Below are 19,859 nucleotides of genomic sequence, written 5' to 3'. Positions count from 1 at the left end.
ATTAAAACAATGAAAAGGATAATATATGTAATCACATTATTGTTTGCGGGAATGATTTTTAATTCCTGTGAAAGCGAGTTGTTGGAAAAAACACCTCTAGATCAGATTTCTGATGCTGATTTTTGGAAGACAGAAGGAGACCTGCAACTTTATCTAAATCAACTTTATGCTAATTTACCAGGTTGGCCCAGTGCAGGGGCTTCACCTTCCCTAGATGTTGGAACGGACATTATTGCCCAATCCAGTACATGGTTCGGGGCATCAAACGCCGGTAGATTGGATGGAACCATTTCTGTACCTGCCTCAGGTGGGGGATGGAGTTGGACGAATGTTCGTAGGGTGAACTATTTTCTTGAAAATGCTACGCGTGCAGAAACTGGAAATTTGATTGACCACTATGTTGGTGAGGGACATTTTTTTAGGGCTTGGTTCTATTTTGAACTTTTCAAGGATTTTGGTGACCTACCTATAATAACAGAGGTACTGGACTTGGAGGATGAAGCTATATTATACGGAGCGCGTAGTCCTAGAACTGAGGTGGCCAATTTTATCCTTGATGAACTGGATTTGGCAATCGCTAAACTGGAATATGCATCTCAAGTAGGGCCATCCAGAATAAATAAGGATATCGCCACACAGTTTAAAGCTAGAGTGGCCTTGTACGAAGGTACATGGGAGAAATATCATCAAGGAACCGCTTTTGCGGGCAGCACAGATGGATCAGGATTTTTACAAATAGCTGCAGATGCCGCTAAAACCGTAATAGATGCTGGTAATTATTCAATCTCCACAGGGGATATCGATAAGGCCTATTATGATCTATTCGTTCAGACAGATTATAGTGGTAACCCAGAAGTTATGCTGTACAAACATTATGATTACCTAACTTATAACATCCAGAATTCCTTATGGAACCAACCTAATTTGTCAGGTATGACCAGGGAAATGACCAAGTATTACCTTGCTTCTGATGGTGATCCTATTTCTGTTAGTGATGCATTTGTGGGTGATGCTACCTTGGATGAAATTGAGGTAAATCGTGACCCGAGATTGGCTCAATCAGTAATGGCACCTGGGGATTTGGATATTGTAGCATTAAATGGCGATGAGTCTTTCTTCACTATACCTGATATGACCCGTAATCCTACAGGCTATTCCATAGAAAAATGGAGATCCAAGGAAATAGTGGAGAACAATCAGAGAACACGCGATATTGGATATATTTTGTTCAGATATGCGGAGGCGCTTCTAATTTATGCCGAGGCCAAGGCAGAATTGGGAACTATAACCCAAACCGATCTTGATTTATCCATCAATCAGTTAAGGGATAGAGTGGGTATGCCACATTTAATATTGAATGCCATTACACCAGACCCTGAGTGGCCTGATTATGGATACACTTTACCGGATTACGTTCAAGAGGTGAGAAGGGAACGTGTAGTTGAGTTATTTGGTGAAGGGAACCGATTGGATGATTTAATGCGTTGGAGGGCACATAATTTATTTGTGGGCACCAGACCTTTGGGGACTACTTATACTGCCGAGATTGAAGCAATATATCCTAATTTAACTGTTGATGGGGAAGGGTTTTTGGATCCTTATGTGAATTTCTTGAGCGGTGGTGCATATGGTTTTGATCCTAACAGGGATTACCTTCTGCCTTTACCTATTGATGAGTTAACCTTGAATGAGAATTTGACCCAGAATCCAAACTGGTAATAAAACAGTATAGTGTTTATTTAAAAAGAGCTGGCTACATCACTGTGCCAGCTTTTTTTTAATATTGTTCATACAAATTGTTTAATAAGCATAGTTGATAAGGGAGCTTTTCAAATTGGCCGTATATGAATTGTTTAAAACATGAAAATATGACAAAGATTGGATTATTGTTAATTGCCTTGGTTTTTTTTGTTGGGCCCATGGGAGCCATGGCACAAGAACGACCAAATATCATCATTATTTATGCCGATGACATGGGCTATGGAGACCTTCAGGTCCAAAATCCGGATTCCAAGATACCAACCCCAAATCTAGATCAATTGGCCTCTGAGGGTATGCGGTTTACAGATGCCCACAGCTCTTCCGGGATTTGTTCTCCTAGCAGATATGCACTACTTACAGGTACCTACCATTGGAGGAGGCAATTCGGAATTGTAGGTGCATTTGGCGAGCCTTTTTTTGATAATAGCGATGTTACCTTGCCCCAAGTACTAAAAGATAATGGATATAAAACCGCGTGTATTGGTAAATGGCATTTGGGATGGAACTGGAAATTTAAGAATGAACCTTCTGGGGAGGTGATGCAATGGGGTAGAATGCGAAAATTTTACCAACCAGAGGACGTGGACTGGAGTCAGCCTATTGGCGGAGGACCTTTGGATAGGGGGTTTGATTATTATTTTGGTGATGGGACCATTAATTTTCCACCCTATGCCTGGATGGAAAATGACAGATTTGTACAATTGCCTCAAAGTGTAATGGATGTGCACAATGTAGGCTTTGATATAGAGGAAGGGGAATGGGAATTTAGACCGGGTCCCAAAGTGGAAGGTTGGAACTCTTATGAGGTTTTGCCTACGCTAACTAAAAAAACCGTGGAATGGATAGCAAAGCAAGATAGCAAAGAGCCATTCTTTTTATATTTCGCCCTTCCGTCCCCGCATGCCCCGATAATTCCAAATGAGGAGTTTAAAGGCAAGTCTACGGCTGGACCCTATGGAGATTTTGTTTATCAAACGGATTGGGTGGCCGGTCAAGTGCTAAAAGCATTAAAGGAAAAAGGATTGGAGGAGAATACCATAGTTATTTTTAGTGCCGATAACGGTCCGGAACATTACGCCTTTGAAAGGGCCCAAAAGTATGGACATTTTAGTATGGGAGAATTTAGGGGGCTAAAACGTGATGTATGGGAAGGAGGGCACCATGTTCCCTTTATTGTAAAATGGCCAAATCATATTGAGGCAGGAACCGTTTCCAAGGAAGTGGTATCCCAGATAGATATCATGGCAACATTGGCATCCATTACCAATACAAACCTACCCAAAAATACGGCACCGGACAGTTATAATTTAACGCCACTTTTAAAGGGCAAGACCTATAGCTCCCCATTGCGAGAAGCTACTGTACAGAATACCAACGAGAAAATATGGGCACTGCGACAAGGAAAATGGCTTTATATAGATGGGCCTTCGGGAGAGCACTCCAAAATGCCAGAAAGTTTTAAGGAACTTAGGGGGTATAAGGATTTTGAAACGGCCGGATTACTTTTTGACATGGAAATTGATGCAGAACAGAAAAATAACCTCTTTAACGAATATCCAGAGATTATTAAGGAAATGCAGGCTGTCTTGGAAAGGTATCGTCAGCAAGGCTATTCTGTTAAGCGTCCCTCTAAATAAATTACTATAAGAAGCACTCTATAAATGTATGATCAGTTTATATACGCTTATAATTACACGAAAAATGTGAATTGACTGTTTCTGGACACCTAATTGTAACTCCACCGGGGCCCTAGGAAATTAGGCTTGGTGCCGATTGTTAAAAATTAGGGTTGGGAAGTGGGATAGGCAGCAGCATTGGATGTCATTTTTGTCTTACGTTTTACGAGTGTACTGAACAGGAACAAATAAAGGATTGACCCAAGCCCAAGGGTTACCATATTCCTAAAATATGAAATTTAGAAAATAGTTAGTTATAGAAATATCAGTTATGAAAGGAACAAGGAGCGTAGTAATGTTTTTAATAGTCTGTATCGGTGTCTTATCATCTTGCAAAAATAAGAACCCAAAAGAAACGATTGCCAGCAGCAAGGTCAAGAAACCCAATATAGTCTTTGTGTTAGCCGATCAATGGAGGGCTCATGCCACCGGCTATAACGGTGATCCCAACCTTATAGGAAAGACGCCAAATTTGGACCAATTGGCGGCACAGGGCGTAAACTTTAAAAATGCCATTTCGGTAACACCGGTATGTACCCCTTTTAGGGCTGCATTCCTTACTGGGAAGTATCCAACTACTACGGGAATGATCTTTAATGACCTTCATCTACCTGAGGAGTCGGTAACGCTAGCCGAACTATTTAAGGATTCAGGATATAAGACAGGTTATATAGGTAAATGGCATCTAGATGGCATGGGAAGATTTGACTATACCCCACCAGAAAGAAGACAGGGTTTTGATTATTGGAAGGCCCTGGAATGTTCCCATGACTACAATAACCTTATTTATTATGAAGGGAACGATAGTGAAAAGAAAAAATGGGAAGGCTATGGTCCATATGCCGAGACCCAGGATGCCATTTCCTATATCCAGAAAAATGCTGGGAATGAGGAACCTTTTCTGATGGTTCTCGCATGGGGAGCTCCGCACTTTCCACATGCTACTGCTCCTAAAGAATTTCAAGAGCAGTTCAATGAAGAGGATATAATCCTCAGAGGGAATGTTGCAGACGATATGAGGGAGGTTGCCAAAAAGGAAGCTGTAGGCTATTATGCTCATATCCTTGCCTTGGATAAGTGTATTGGGGATTTGGAAAAAGCAATAGAAGCTGCTGGAATAACTGAAAACACCATTATTGTTTTCACTTCCGATCATGGCGAAATGTTGGGTTCGCATAGTATTAGGCCTAAACAAAAGCAGGTGCCTTGGGCGGAATCCGTACGGATTCCTTTCCTATTGAAGTATCCAGCACTTTTTGGAAATAAAAAGATTGAAGTGGAAGCCCCTATTAACGCTCCGGATATTTTGCCAACACTTTTGACGCTAGCAGACTTGCCAGTGCCGGAATTTGTTGATGGGGAGAGTATGGTCGATGCAATCACAAAGCCCGAACTTAAAAAAGACAAGGCGACACTTGTCATGAATGTTTCGCCCTTTGCGGGCAAGTCGGACGAATACAGGGGTGTGTATACTAGTCGTTATGCCTATGTGAAAACCCTGGACGGTCCATTATTCCTGTTCGATAATAAAAAGGATACGCTTCAATTGGACAACTTGGTCAACAAACCTGGATATGAGGAATTACAGGAGGAAATGGAAGTGGTACTTCAGAGGGAGTTAACTAACATCGGTGACGAATTCAAGCCGAGGCAGTATTATATTGATAAGTGGAACTATAATTTAAATTCTTCAGGTTATATAGATTATGGCAAAGATTCGAAACCCCAAGGACCATCATTGAATAAATAGAGCGGCTTCTAGGAAGCACATCTATACATTTTTATCAATTGAAAGTCGAACTCACCTCAATCTAGGTGGGTTCGACTTTTTTATATGGTAATGCTGCAGGTGGACATTGTATCTGGGCAGACTGGTGAGGTGGAGCTATGTCAGGTCGGGCCTGCCTATCGGCAGACAGTCCTGCCCGTTCCGTTCAGGCGGGCGGAGTCCAGGTTTGTCAGGTCGAGCGGAGTCGAGACCTCATTAATCTTCATTTTCAGGTTTATTATCAGAATGTGTTGCGTTTCTGCATTCCGCTAGAACCTGTAGGACATCAAATTGGCCTCTGGCCAATGCTAGTTTCTTTTTGCCACTCCATTTTTTTATTTTTTTTTCAAAGTATATTGCTTGTAAAACATCACTGAATTCTTGTTTAAAGATTGCTTTGACCGGTCTTCTTTTATATGTAAAGCAAGTTCTGTTCAATCCCATTTGGTGTTCCTGGATTCTTCTAGCCAAGTTATTTGTTATGCCGGTATAGGTTAATCCATCAGAACAAAGTAATATGTACACATAATAAAATTTCATAATGCACCAATTCAATAGGTCTCGACTGCGCTCGACCGGACACTGCTGTTGATTAATTTAATATTCTTTTTTGGAATAAGGCAGTTTTATGACATAAATGTCTATGATTATTCGATCTATAAATCCGGTACCAGACAGGAAACATTAAGGTCAAGAGTGCGGTAAATGATTCTTAGTTAAGATGTAAATTCGAGGTTTGTCAGGTCAAGCGCAGTCGAGGTATGTCGGGTCGAGTGGAGTCGAGGTATGTCAGGTCGAGTGGAGTCGAGGTATGTCAAGTTGAGCGGAGTCGAGGTATGTCAGGTCGAGCGGAGTCGAGGTATGTCAGGTCGAGCGGAGTCGAGACCTCTTCATTATATAAAAATTGCCTAATAGCTATCGATTCCGTGATTAGATTAGTACTATTGAATATGAGGAGGTTTGTGTTATTTAAATTACGGACCAAGAACAGTTAAATATGTATATGTTCAGTCCAATTCCGCCAATGCTATCCATTGTAAAAAGTAACTCAAACTGGACCTGATAGGCTATGGTCTACTCTATTTTGGTCATCACCACATAAAAAGGTTTGATATATCCGCCATTTTTACCAGTTGTGATGGGGGTCAATTTTGTTGCTCCCTTCTGTAGTTGAATATTTTTAATGTCTATTATTCCGTCGGAAAGCTCATTATAGTCTCTTTTTATTTCCAAATCACCCACATAAAAATTTAAATGGACTTCCGATACACTTTTCCTGCCCAAATTAATTCTAATATCGTAATTTCCGGCCTCTGCTGCCACTATTTCCCAGCCAGCTATATCTTGGTCCATAGCTTCATTTCTCTCAAATACGGCATCGTTTAAGTTAAGTGCCGAGGGGTTTTCATGAACAGTTCCAACAATAGCTGGTTGTGCATTTACAAAATTGGGGGAACTGGTCATTTCATCAAACCAAATATCCATTTCATTTTTTAGTTTTTGGGCCTCCAAATTGTTGGTGCCAATTATGTTGTTTTGCTCATAAGGATCTTCCAGTATGTTGAATAGTTCAAAGGCCTCTATTCCTGCTGTATCCTCGGTATTTCCAACTAGTTTATATTGCTCTTTTCTTATAGAGATATTATTATACTTTTCCGGACCGCCCCTTACCCAACTGCGTAGAAACGTACGATTGTCCAATGTAGAATTTTCATTGGATAATAACGGGACGAGGCTTTTTCCGTCAATAATTCTATCGGAGGGCAATTGACCATAGCATAGATCTGCTAGGGTAGGCAATACATCATAATGGGCCGCAGGAGTTTTAATATCCCTATCCCCTTTAAATTTGGAAGGAAGCCTCCAGAAACTTGGAACCCTAACCCCACCTTCATATACGAATGATTTTCGGCCGCGCATTCCTGCGGCATAGCGATCATGTTGATGACCATTATCCGTCATAAATATGACCAAGGTATTGTCTTCCAACTTTAAATCTTCCAATTGCTTAAATAGCCTTTTTAGGTTGTCGTCTATATTGCTTACCATGGCATACACCTTTCTGGCATTTTCTTTCATGCGATCATCCATTTCCGGAAACGGTGTTCCGTCATTTTCGAAACCGGTGGAAGGATCAATGTCCTTATATCTGTCATAGTACTCCTGTGGTACCTGTAATGGAGCATGTGGTGCGTTGTAGGACAGGTACAGGAAAAATGGCTGTTCTTTGTTGGCTTCTACAAAGTCCATGGCTGCCTCCGTAAAAACATCGGTACAATAACCTTTACTTTGGTACATTTCCCCGTTTTTCCAAAGAATGGGATCAAAATAGCTACGCTGTCCTTTTTTGGTATTGGGCCAGTCGCCTGGCTGGCCTATTCCTCCTGATAGATGCCGAAGCGTAAAATCAAAACCTTGATCCTGTGGTCTGGACGGATAGTTGTCCCCCAAGTGCCATTTGCCTACCATACCAGTGGTATAGCCCGCATCCTTAAGCATTTCTGCTACGGTTATTTCTTCTGTGGCCATAATAGCTCCTCCTCTATAGGTGTCCCTGACCCCTGTCCTTAAAGAGTATCTACCGGTCATCAATGAGGCACGTGTAGGCGCACAAACCGGGGATACTATAAACTGGTCAAATCGTACACTTTCTTTTGCAAAACTATCCAGGGTAGGGGTTTGTACGTGTGGATTACCATAATATCCCAAATCGCCAAAACCTTGGTCGTCCGTTACCACAATGATAACATTAGGTCTTTTTGTTTTATTGGAATCTTGTGAGCATCCTATTAAAATTAAATTAGCTAGTAGGACAAAAAGAATTTTTTTCAGTTTTTTCATTTGTGTGTGATTGATAGTAATGGCCGATAAGACATATCCTAGTTGTAAACTTCCCAATCATCCGTTCTAAAGGAAGAAGCGGGCAAGCCTGCATTGTTGAATAATTCTCCTACTACAAAGTCGTCAAAGGCATACCTTACGGCTACTGGTTCTGGTACAAAGGCCGAAAACAGTGTTATGCCCTGCCAGTTAATGGTTGCGTGGGCAGGATAGAAGCGCTTATCTTTTCCGGCTATTTTAAAATTGGTCAGTTTTTTGCCAAAGGTAGTTAGACCATTAACGGCATGGTCAAAGCTCAATTTTACTAAGGGGCCTTCTATTTTCACTTCTTTTAAAACAGGGCCGGAATAAACAATTCCCGTTATGCCATACGCTTTGGCCAAGGCTAAATAGGCAAAACGTTCCCCTCCAACTTGCTTATTCGAGGGGTGGATGTTTTTCTCTTCCCCTATATCCATTAAACTGATCATTCCAGTGTTTTCAACAGCGGTTGAGGCCTTTAGTTGTGCCTCTCTTAGCAATGCGGAATTTAGTCCTGGTACGTTGTAATTATAAGGTGCAATTTGGGCATAGTAAAAGGGAAAATCGCCAATGCCCCATTCAGCACGCCAATTGTTTATTAAACCTGGAAGTAGTTTTTCATATTCTTTGTATTCCGCCTTATTGGATTCTCCCTGATACCAGATGACGCCCTTAATGCCAAATCCGGCCAAAGGGTGTATCATTCCATTGTATAATGTAGTCGGTATTCTGTGTGTTACCCTTTCTTCTTTATCCATCTCAGGTTCCGGAACCCAGTTAAATTCCTTTAACCCATCTTTGCTTATCCAAGGTTCAATTCGTGTTCCGCCCCAGCTAGAACATATGAGCCCAACAGGGACCTGCAGCACCTCCTGTAGCATATTACCAAAATGATAGGCGGTAGCGCTAAAATTGGAAACGTTTTCAGGATTGCTTTGTAGCCATTTCCCCGATAATTCTTCCAATTTGTTTAGGCTAGCCTTTCTTTTGACAGTAAAAAGACGAATAGAATTATTATGGGATAGAGCTACTGTTTTATTGGCATCCAATACTGGCTGGTTTATAAACCCTTTAAAGGTCATGGCCATGTTGGATTGACCGGAACAAACCCATACTTCTCCAATTAAAATATCTGAGAGCTTAAAGGGTGCACCATCTGTTATAGTGATATCATAAGGACCTCCAGCATTGGGAGTATGGACCTTTAATCTCCATTTTCCTGTGTTATCTGTATTGGTAAAATAGGTTCTGTTATCCCAGGAAGTGGTCACCTCTACGGTCTTATTTGCCAAAGCTGTTCCCCATAAGGGGGCATCCGATTGTTGCTGTAAAACCATATGGTCACCGAATATGGCCGGTAGCCTTATTTCGGATTTAGCCATTTGGGGCACACATAAAAGACAAAGTACTATGCAATGGTATAAGGTGTTCTTTGTGATCATTTTAAGGGACTACTTTTTATTTAATGTGATTTTTAACTTTTCCCAAGGATTTGGATAGGCTGTAATCCATAATTCTGGATCAAAATTCAGGTTTTCATTATCGTATCCCATTACAAATACCTCTATTTCCTTTCCTATCATACTTTCGTCCAATGGGATGTAATAGGTGTAGTTCTTGTCTCGGCGGGAGGTCATAAATTCCCAATTATTGGCAGGGTAGGATGAAGCCCTATCCGGGGAGCCAATATATTTATTACCCATTTTAGCTGCTGCATAGGCACCTTCTATACCATGTTGACCATTTAAAGCGACGGAGAGATAACTGCCCTCGGTTATTTCATCCAATACTATTTTGGACTTCCATACTTTTTGCGCTTTTTTCGTACTAGGATAGGCAAATAGGTTGGAGGCCTTCCATAAACTTCTATCCAATTTTTGTCCTTTGGCCCAACCTTCTATCTCTACGATTTGCTGGGGGAAAGTTTTAAACCTGAGATAGCGTACTTTTTTTCCTACGTTCACTTCGGATTGTTTGGCAGCCAAATATGTTAGTTCTTCCCAGTGTACTAAGTCGGTAGAGATTTCCACAAAATTACCTTCCCCAACAAGTAAGGGCTGTAAGGCAAATTCATTGGGAACAGTGATTACGAGTTTGTCCAAATAGGTGATTTCTCCTAAATCCAATCTTAAAGTACCTCCTTCGATACGTGTATCCAATCGATATTTTTTTTGTGGCCAAAATCCGGTTTCCAAATTGCCATCAAATAAATTCTTGTCCCAAACTCCTCTATTCACAAAAGCCTCTTGATCAAAAAATGCATCCCGGGCAGCTTTCACCTCGGGAATGTTGGTTTCTCCCGACCGCAGCAGGGAGCGTACTTCCAAAGCATTGTTGTCGGCGGCAAATACAGTAGCTTCGTATAGGGTTTCCACATCTTCCGGAATAGCTATTTCTGTGAACGGATTTAGTTTGCGATGAAAGTTTTGTTTTAATTCCTTTCCGGGAAATTTCAGTTTTAATTTTTTTCCTTTCAGTAATTGTTGAACACTTTTACCATTGATTTCCGCTGAGGTATATTGTTTCCCATTTAGGAGTTGTATGTTGGCTGTAGTTCCCGGCATTCCTAAAACTTCCATTTCAGTTGGGGCATCGGAAACATTTTTTATGGTTTGAAAGTTTGCCCCAGCTATAAGGGGAGCTTCGTATTTTTCTGTGGTGGCCAAAAACAGTCCAGATCTGAAGGGGAGGACATCTACAGGAATTGATTCGCCTTTGGAAAAAGTACCTATCAATTTTTCGGTAGGATGTAATTGAATCAGGGTTATATCCCCATCAGTATTAAGACCTATCTCTTCATTTAATTTTATGGAATAGGTGGCCTTTTCCCAATTTAAATTTCTAAGACTTAATATTTGGGTTTTGCCATTCCCCCTTGAAACGGCATTGGGACCATAAGATTCACTTAGCACTTTTCCATCGACCAATATATCCCTGTATTTTTTATGAAGGTTATAGATATGGGCCAATTTAGAAAATTCATCGTCATTCAATAGCCAAGGATTTCCATAAATTTCTGGAGAGAGAATTAAACTCCTGTTGAAGGATTGTAATATTAAATCATCTTCCCAATAATCCAAACAGGAGGAGATACAAACACCATGGTCTTCCGTTAGGCGCTGTAAGTCCGGAACAAGCCCTCTAGACATTGCCTGTGCCCTATGGTGAGGTGCTGTCATTGTATTTGCCATATGAACGTCAATATAGGTCTCATTGCCTCCCCATAAAAAAGTAGTGGCATAGGGTTTGGCTTTATCAAGACCCAGACGGTGGTTTAATAAAATTAAATCAGGACTATGTTCACGGGCTTCTTCCATCATAGTAATGAAGGCATCTTCTTTTTCCGGACGCAAAGGCCCACAAACTGCATCAAATTTGAACAGGGCAAAATCATAATCCCTACATAGTTTTACCATTTGATCTATTCTAGCCTTTTCTTCCTCCGGCGTATCCCCAAATCCGTCAGGTCCTCCCCAAACCCCCAATCGTATGTCCAAGTTTTTAGCTTGTGCGTAAATAGGGTCAAATCCATCCGGAAATTGCTTTTTAAACCGATCAGAATATATGCTGCCATAAAAATTCTTGCCATCTATGGCCCCTGCATCCAAGGCATAAATGTCCAATTGCATCCCATATTCCTTTTTAAGCCAACCAAAAAATTCAAGATTGATCTTGGTATGTTCCGCCGTGGCACCTTCGTTGGTATTGTTGATCCAACTAAAATATTGTGCCTTTGATGGGGTTCGCTCATCTGCACCCGCAGAGATATTGTTTTGGGCCGTTAAGGTAAAAAGTGGGAGAAACAATAAGCTATATACAATGTAATTTTTAATGGAAGAATTATGTAATTTCATGGTAATCATTGGTGTCTTAACTATTGTTAAAATACATTTCTTGGTTTAAAGAATTGTATTAAGGTAATAGCATATTATGGTTATTATTTTGGTGATACAACTATGGAATAATCCCCTTCATTGAGTTCGAACTTTCCTGTTTCCAGGTTTTTTATGCTGTTGTTTTTAAGCGGTACACCATTTTTAGTGATACTTATTTTTTTGGATGCAACCTCCCTTAAATTAACCATACCGATGCTGTTTTTGGGAATAGTCATATCATAGCGGTAGATGCCCAGGGATTCTTTCTTCCAATTGGATACAATGGTTCCGTAAGGAGATTCATATTTTGTATTCACAAACTCTAGGCCGGCAGGGGTAGAGGGGGATAGCACAAATTTTTTGAATCCTGGATTCTCAGGGTCTGGCTGTATGCCCCCAAGCCAGCGGTAAAACCATTCGGAAACAGATCCGAACATGGGGTGGCTGTTGGAAAAAACACCATCACTTTCCTTCCAGGTCTCCCAAATGGTGGTAGCTCCATTGTCTACCATAAAGCCCCAACCTGGATATTCCTTACTGTTTACTACCTTGTAAACCACTTCTGGGGAAATATGTTTGGAAATGGCCTCTAGGGCGTATTTGGTTCCGAAAATTCCAGTATTAAGATGACCATTGGGACCGCTGTACAAAGCTTTTTGTAGAGAGTCCTTGGCTGCTTCAAGTTCATTTTTAGGTACAATGTTGTGATATAACAAGGTGGAAAACAGGGTTTGGCGGTTTATCTTCCCGTTTACAGGCTTATCCCAGAATTCATTTTTGATAAGCGTTCTTAAGTGATCTGCAAGTTGGCCATATTTGGATTTGTTTTCTTTATCGTCCATCACTTCGGCAAAGGTTTCCATTATTTCGGCACATTGTAGATAATGCGCAGTACCCGTTAATTGTACTGGCACGGGTTCTAGGGATTCATGGTCGCTTAGGCCTTTGTTTACCATTCCTTCTGGATGTATTTTGGCCACTTTTTCCATCCATTTAATATTTGTTTTATAAAGTTCCTTTACAAAATCGGTGTCATTATAATAGAGGTATAGATAATACTGTGTAGTAAGATATGCGGACTCCCAACTAATACCGCAATATTGTACTCCAGCAAATGGGGCAGTATCCACAAAAGAGGAATCTTTCATAGCGTCTAACCAGTCATATACGGTTTTACGGTAGATTCCTTTCATATCATAGTTGTTGATATAGGATTCGCTAGTGGCATTTAAATCTCCCCCATAACCGAATTTTTCCCTAGCAGCGCAATCGGATTGGACACTGACCAGGTTGGCCAAAAAGGTTCTTTCGGTAATCTCTTGAATTTTATTTAATAGTTCGGAAGAACTTGTGAAATCTCCGGCGTTTTCAACGTTGGTATGTATTGGGAGGCCTTGAATATCTGAAATTTCAGGCGCTTTATGGAGACCCTTGATTTCCATATATCTATATACGTGATAAGTGAATTCAGGTTCGAACCAGGTAGGGCTATCCTTTCCGATAACATAGGTGTCCGTTTGCCAAGCAATTTCAGGTGCTCCAGGTCCGCCAACGCCTTTTCTTTTTATCTGACCGATTACCGTGGTCATTGGGTTTAGGGTGCCATTTTCATAAATACGCTCCCCAAACCTGAACTTAATGGTGTCCCCTATTTTTCCTGATAGTTTAATTTTATAGGTCCCCGTAAAATTTACCCCCATGTCCACGAGATGAACTCCGTTTTCTGGAGATGTAACCGCTATAGGGGTTATGGTATTGGTGACTTGTACAGGTGGGAAAAATGCCTTTTGTAAGTCACCGCCAGGGCTATTGCCTATAATTGCGGAATTCCAGGAATTATCTTTAAAGCCGGGTAGTTGCCAGCCTTTTATTTCCTGTCTTGCATCGTAGACCGTACCCAAATAAACGCTGTTCCTAATTATTGGACCGTAAGAATATTTCCATGAACTGTCTGTAATGATACTTTGACTGTCGCCATTTTGATATTGCAATACAAGATTGGCGATAAACGTTGGCTTGCCTACATTAAGATCTTTCCTTAAATTTCTTCTGCCCCATTTCCTCAAAGGAAGTGGGTTGTAAAATCCGTTTCCTAAACTAACCCCAAGACTGTTTTTGCCTTTTTTGATCTGTGAGGTGATATCGTATTCCGTGTAGTAGGTTCTTTTGCTGTAGTCCGTCCAAGCCGGGTCCAGTACGTTTTTACCTATGGGCTCACCATTAATGCTTCCTTTGTAGTAGCCTGCTGAGGTAATATAAAGAGTTGCCTTTTTAATTTTGCCTTGGGCTTTAAATTCCTTTCTAAAAATGGGTGCAGGGTGGTCAAGGTAGAAAAGGGAATCCTTTTTTGGTAGACTACGATTATCCGTAATCCAAAGGGCGTTGTCAAAATCCTTGGTGTTCAGTGTTAAAAACTCGTTTTCCTTAAGTTGGGGACTGTTTTCTATATCCTTATAATCCGTTGCAGCCAGCTCTCCACTGTGATCATTGTTTTGATCGGAGGAATTGTATAGGCCAAATAAGGCAATATGACAGCCTACCAAGATGGTTATCATTAGGATCAGGTTGTATCTAAGATCCTTGATTTTTAATTTTAGGTTGTTTTTGGTCATAATATATATTCAATATTAATTTTGGCTTATAAATTTCTACCTAGGAGGTTAACCATCAAGGTACCCATGTGTTTCTAGTTGATTATTGGGATATTACCTTTGCATCTCCCCAATTGCCAAATACCTTTTTTCCTGAAAAGTCCAGAAGAATAAAGTCTAGGCCACTTACGTCTATATCAATGTTAACTTTGCCTTTTTTAATATTGCCACTATCAAAAATGACACGGCCTCCAAATTTTTCCTCCACCATAATTTGAAACCTACCAGAGGCACCTTTTGACGAGCTTTTGTCTAAGGAGACTACTGCCCGAAAACGTTGTGCTTTTCCGTTAAGCCTGTACATTACTTCCGAATTGCTTTTTACCCCTAGTCCCTTTTCGTATTTTTTGCCACCAACTTTTAAGGGCTTTCCATGAAAATTTTTGTCCTCTACAGGTGCATTTCCCTTTTTGAGCAGATAATAAATATCGCTCAGGTAAGTAGTCCCTTCTTGGGTTATGGTGTATTTTTCTTCCGCTACGGGTGTTGGGCCGGCAACAGGGGTACTTCCAATAGTTCCTATTTTAAGTAAAAGATGTTCGTGTTTTCCAAGATTCTTTGCGGTAAATGAACCATTAAATTTACCGAGCTCCTTTCCGAGCCAAAGGTCCCTTACATTTTGCGGGCCAGATACCTTGATTTGATCCCACAGCACGGTGATATCCGATCTTTTTTCACCTTTATTGAGCATTAATACGGACGTAGTTCCATCGGATAATGGCTTGTTGTATATTTCAAGGCTATCCTTGTCATACACTTTAAACCCTTGGTGTGCCCTTGAATCTTGATTGACTGCGATTACTTCAGATGCCAAAAGGATGTTTTTAACCTCATCCGACATGGAGCGTAGATCGTTTCCTGCCATAATAGGAGCGGCCAAAATACTCCATAGACTAAAATGGGCCTTGTCCTCAATAGTGTTTTTTAAATTGCCCACCTGAAGCATGTCCGGGTCGTTCCAACTATCTGGACCTGCAAATTGCCATAAACCTTTAAATGCTGGGTGAATGGCCCCGTTGCCACCAGAGGTTTCCGCACAGCGGTAAACAGATTGTATTCTGGGATAGATATCCATGGAGGTGCGCCAAAGTTGCCCATAATCTTTACCTCCCCAGGCCCAGGCTCCACTACCAAAATCTGAAATACTTAAAACCATAGGTCTTCCTGTTTTAAGGATGGCCTTATGATAAACATCAAAGTCTTCCGTTGATAATCTTCCATTTTTTCTAGCGAAACATGCATCCAATTTAATGTAATCCACGCCCCATTCTGCAAAGGAATCCATGTCCGTTTGTTCATGTTCAAAACTTCCGGGTAGGTTCTGACAGGTTAGATCGCCCCTACATTCGTATATGCCATACTTAAGACCTTTGCTGTGTATATAATCTCCAATAGCCTTCATTCCTCCAGGAAACTTTATGGAATCGGCAACCAATTGTCCATTTTCGTTTCTTTCCGAAGCCATCCAGGCATCGTCCAAAACCAAATATTTATAACCAGCATCACGCATTCCGGAACTTACCATGATGTCTGCAATTTCCTTTATTTTATTTTCATCGATGTCTTTTTCAAAGGCATTCCAGCTGTTCCAGCCCATAGGAGGGGTAGGGGTTAAATATTTACTATCATAGCTGGGGACATTTCTAATTTCCTGATGAATATTGTTGGCAGCTTGTTTTTTCTTTAGATCTATCATGGCCTGGCCTAAAGCCTCTCCTATAAGAAGGTAGGATTTTGCATTTCTATTCCAGTGATAAAATTGTTTTGATGGGGAATCTTCGGTCTCTATATAAAAATCCCTTGTATCAACAACCGATACATTATCCTTAAATTCCGGATAGTTCGTCATTGCCATTTGTGCATTCATAAGGGATATTGCCCTTGGGTCTTTGTCTGCCCATCCCTTCATGCCTGTGGTGGCAATTACAAAGGGTAAAGTAGGGGTTCCCAAATCTTTCCTTATGTCCTTTATGAAGTGAACTAAATTCTCTTCATAGTATTTGTTTGCCGTTTTGGTAACCCGATCGTTCCAGCCCTGATGCCAACCAAAGCCTGCAAGTTCAAAACTTTCTCCCTGATAATCGGGAACATATTGCTGCAAATTGTCCAATACTTTGTGGACGGTAGATAGCATTTGCACATAATAGTATCCGGTGTCCTTGGGTTGGGAGGGAATACGGTTATATCCCGATTCACTGACTGCAGAGGGTGGACGAAAATCCACGGCCAGACTTTTGCCGCCCCAAGACGTTTTTATAAGGAGTACTTTGTTTTCATAATGGTTTCCTGTAACATGGCCAAAGCCGAGTTCAGGCCCAATTGTGGTATCAAAACCACCATAACCTGCACTTAATTTTCCTGTTTTAATAGCGTTGAATTTATCCCACGTATAGATAAACACGTCATCCCTTTCTGACCATTCCCCTTTCTCATCCACCAAGTGTTGATATACACCTTCGTTGTCATTGTTGATCAACCACCTCAGGTTGCCTTTATCCCCTTTTTCCATCTCTCCGTGACCTTGCATATTGGATTGTCCGGCCAGTATAAAGACCTTAATTGGCTGTTGGGCATTAGATTTTAGGCATAGACCCAATGCCAGTATTAGTAGTACAGGTAGTATATTGAAATGGTTGTTCTTTGATTGTTTGATCATTAGGTAATCTTAATATTAAGGGGTTTTTTTGTTGATGTAGAAATACCGTATTCTACAAGTGTTGCCAATTCGTTTTGGGTCTTCTTTTTCTGCTATTTTAATCTGTAAAGTGTGTTTTTTGTTTTCCAGTCCACTGGCAAGGGTAAAGAACCAAGGCAGGTGTAGGCTTCTGCTCCAATTGGTCAATAGGTCCAATTTTTGCCATTCTCCTTTGTCTATCCTGTATTGGATAAATCCTGCATCGGGACCGGCTGCTACAGCTATTCCCACAGTGTTGCCTTCAAAGGCAAGACTTGCTTTTCCCTTGTTGGCCTTCTCGCCAATCAGCATGGGTACATTGGTGTAGTTATTTCTAGTGCCTTTGCCATCTTGGGGTTCCCAGTTAGGCACCAACTTCCAATCTCCGCTTATTTTGGCGTTAGTTATATCAACTAGCGTCCCATTATCATAGTTTAGTTCGTTCAAAGGCTCGGGCAAATTGTGACTTTTTATTTTATCGTCTTCGGCAGCAGGTCCTAGCCAAGAATTCTCTAGCAATGCTATCATGGAGCGTGCATAAACCCCTTGCCCAAAAGGGGATGGGTGTAAGTTTTTAAAATCGTCCTTCCAGGTAAATTCACCGGCGTCGATGCGTTCCGTTACTTCTTTGGCCAGATTGATAGTGGGAATGCCGTAATGCTGGGCCACTTTTTCATGGTTAAGGATAACCTTGGGGGTTTCTCCCTGACGGTATAATTTCATTTTACCGGGGTCAACAAAATGCATGATTACTATATCCGTTGCCGGATTTTGGTATCTCGCATGGCGTACAATACCTTCCATGGCCCTTATTTGCTCTTCATCCGTTCTACCATTGGTTGCATCGTTTACAGCGGCTTCTTCAAATAATAGGTCTACCGGCCCATTAATAAATAGATCGCGCTCCATACGGAATGCACCTGGGGTTGAACCTGTAGAGGGAATTCCCGCGGCAATGAACTCGAACCGGGTTTCAGGAAATCTATCTTTTAAATAATTCGTAATACTATCGCGCCATCCACCATTATAAGTAATGGATCCACCCAAAAAGGCTACCCTACCTTTTTTTTCATGTTCAAATTTAATCTGGCTGTTTTGGAGTCCATTTCTCAGGTTATGGTAGGCCGATGGATCAAGAGGTTTAGCTTCCGATTTGCTGTAATACTTAATGAAATCGGCACCCAATCTCGGCGTCTCAATAGGAAAATGATGCCCGTGAAGGGTTTGTTTTCCCTCGGTACAAGTTACCACTGTGGCGATTCCCCCAAGCTCCAAATATTTGTTTATTAACGGAAAGGTGTTTTCCTTGGGAGGAACCACGGAGTCTGTAAGACTTATCATATGCAGAACTGGAACTTTGGCTTTTGCCAAACCTTCAAGGTTGTCCATGGGGTTATTGTCGTGCTTTTTGGCTTCGGCATCCGATTTAAACCCATATTCTTCCTTCAAGGTTTTCCAGTCCTTTTCCGAGCCTATTCCACTACCAAATCCGCCGGGCCAACTTTTAAAGTCGCATACCGGGGCTTCCGTATAGATGCAACTAACCAATTCAGGATGCATTTTTGCCCAGTTATAGACAAATAAACCTCCTCTACTAACACCTTCTAGAGCTACTTTTTTACTAAAATCATGAGACCTGATAAGGTACTTGTAGAATCTATCCCAAGATTTCATGGCTTTTGGACTTCCAAATTGGTTGTTGGTGTTCAAATAGGCAAGGTGAAAACCTTCTGAAAGTAAAATGCTGTCCATTTCGGTGTGCCAACCAGGGAAACGTGCCCTCCATACCCAGGGCTTGCCAGGTATGGCTTTTGTTGGTTCTATAACAAATGCCTTTTTTCCATCAAATTCAAAGTCGAATCGTGTGAATCCTTTCCATTCGGTTTTTTTGCCAGGAAAACGCTGATCTACCAAAACAGCTTTTTTACCACTAAGGTTTTCGTAGATAATTTTTGCAATTTCTCCCGCCCCTTCGCCATTGGGATGTATAGCGTCTGGAAATAGTTTGCCTTTTCCGAGCATAGGGGTGTAGAGGTCGATTAATTTTAGACCCTGCTCTTTGGCAATTTCCCTTATTTTAGGGTTTACCTCATTGGTCACAATTTCGGCACTGATCTTTCTGCCTTTTTCGTAAACGGGAACGGCCAAACATGGATAAATGGTTGGCTTGGATGCTATATTTTGAAAGGATTCAAGGAGCCGAAGATAATCGGCTTTAAACCCATCCTTGTAGACCCAGTTAAAATCCTTACTATCATTGGTGCCCAATTTAATGATAACGATGTCAGGATTATAGGCCAGGGCGTCTTTATAGGCTTGGGTTTCAATATAGGGGGCGTTGCCTTTGGATAATAGGGTTTTACCACTAATCCCAAAGTTTTTCACTTCATATCCTTCCCCAAGCATACGTGCCAATTGTTCGGGATAGGCGTCCTTGATCCGGTCCTTTATTCCGTAACCAAAGGTGATACTATTTCCAATACAGGCTACTTTGATTTTTGTGCCTTCTTGTGCATTAACCTTGGCAATCGGAAGTAAGAAGACAAATAGAAGTATAAATTTGAATTGCTTCATTTGAGTTTGAGTTTTACT

Annotated in this window: 10 protein-coding genes; 3 read left to right on the top strand and 7 right to left on the bottom strand. The window is 41.2% G+C overall.

What is annotated here, in order from left to right; genetic code table 11:
* The first annotated feature begins 9 nt into the window (after positions 1–9).
* The 3 genes from B9Y87_RS06965 (at position 10) to B9Y87_RS06955 (ending at position 5,187) form a co-directional block, all read left to right on the top strand.
* On the top strand, positions 10–1,719 hold the full coding sequence (locus B9Y87_RS06965) for a RagB/SusD family nutrient uptake outer membrane protein (protein WP_085497469.1): 1,710 nt from the start codon (positions 10–12) through the stop codon (positions 1,717–1,719).
* Between the two features lie 149 nt (positions 1,720–1,868).
* Entirely contained in the window at positions 1,869–3,398 is a 1,530-nt protein-coding gene (locus B9Y87_RS06960; RefSeq protein WP_085497591.1) for a sulfatase family protein, read from the top strand.
* 310 nt (positions 3,399–3,708) lie between these two features.
* A complete protein-coding gene (locus tag B9Y87_RS06955; RefSeq protein ID WP_085497467.1) occupies positions 3,709–5,187 on the top strand; it encodes a sulfatase family protein in 1,479 nt (492 codons plus the stop codon).
* Positions 5,188–5,421: 234 nt separating this feature from the next.
* Here B9Y87_RS06955 and B9Y87_RS06950 read toward each other — a convergent pair whose 3' ends face one another.
* The 7 genes from B9Y87_RS06950 to B9Y87_RS06920 form a co-directional block, all read right to left on the bottom strand.
* A complete protein-coding gene (locus tag B9Y87_RS06950; protein WP_085497466.1) occupies positions 5,422–5,745 on the bottom strand; it encodes a GIY-YIG nuclease family protein in 324 nt (107 codons plus the stop codon).
* A gap of 534 nt (positions 5,746–6,279) precedes the next feature.
* Positions 6,280–8,046: an arylsulfatase gene (locus B9Y87_RS06945; RefSeq protein ID WP_085497464.1), complete on the bottom strand. Its 1,767-nt coding sequence runs from the start codon at positions 8,044–8,046 to the stop codon at positions 6,280–6,282.
* A 38-nt stretch (positions 8,047–8,084) separates the two neighbouring features.
* A complete protein-coding gene (locus B9Y87_RS06940; protein ID WP_085497462.1) occupies positions 8,085–9,449 on the bottom strand; it encodes a sialate O-acetylesterase in 1,365 nt (454 codons plus the stop codon).
* A gap of 69 nt (positions 9,450–9,518) precedes the next feature.
* Positions 9,519–11,921 (bottom strand): hypothetical protein, encoded by a 2,403-nt coding sequence (locus B9Y87_RS06935; protein WP_139827176.1) that lies wholly within the window; start codon positions 11,919–11,921, stop codon positions 9,519–9,521.
* An 83-nt stretch (positions 11,922–12,004) separates the two neighbouring features.
* The gene (locus tag B9Y87_RS06930) at positions 12,005–14,554 is read right to left on the bottom strand and encodes a family 78 glycoside hydrolase catalytic domain (RefSeq protein ID WP_217807496.1); all 2,550 of its coding nucleotides are present in this window, start codon (positions 14,552–14,554) and stop codon (positions 12,005–12,007) included.
* A gap of 82 nt (positions 14,555–14,636) precedes the next feature.
* Complete coding sequence (locus tag B9Y87_RS06925; RefSeq protein ID WP_085497459.1) at positions 14,637–17,249, bottom strand: sialate O-acetylesterase; 2,613 nt, start codon at positions 17,247–17,249, stop codon at positions 14,637–14,639.
* 15 nt (positions 17,250–17,264) lie between these two features.
* Entirely contained in the window at positions 17,265–19,841 is a 2,577-nt protein-coding gene (locus B9Y87_RS06920) for an SGNH/GDSL hydrolase family protein (RefSeq protein WP_085497458.1), read from the bottom strand.
* Between the last annotated feature and the right edge of the window lie 18 nt (positions 19,842–19,859).

The sequence above is a fragment of the Arenibacter troitsensis genome, assembly GCF_900177645.1.
GTDB classification, from domain to species: Bacteria; Bacteroidota; Bacteroidia; order Flavobacteriales; family Flavobacteriaceae; genus Arenibacter; species Arenibacter troitsensis.
The sequence above is the reverse complement of the archived record's forward strand: the minus strand, read 5'-3'. Positions and strand labels throughout refer to the sequence as shown.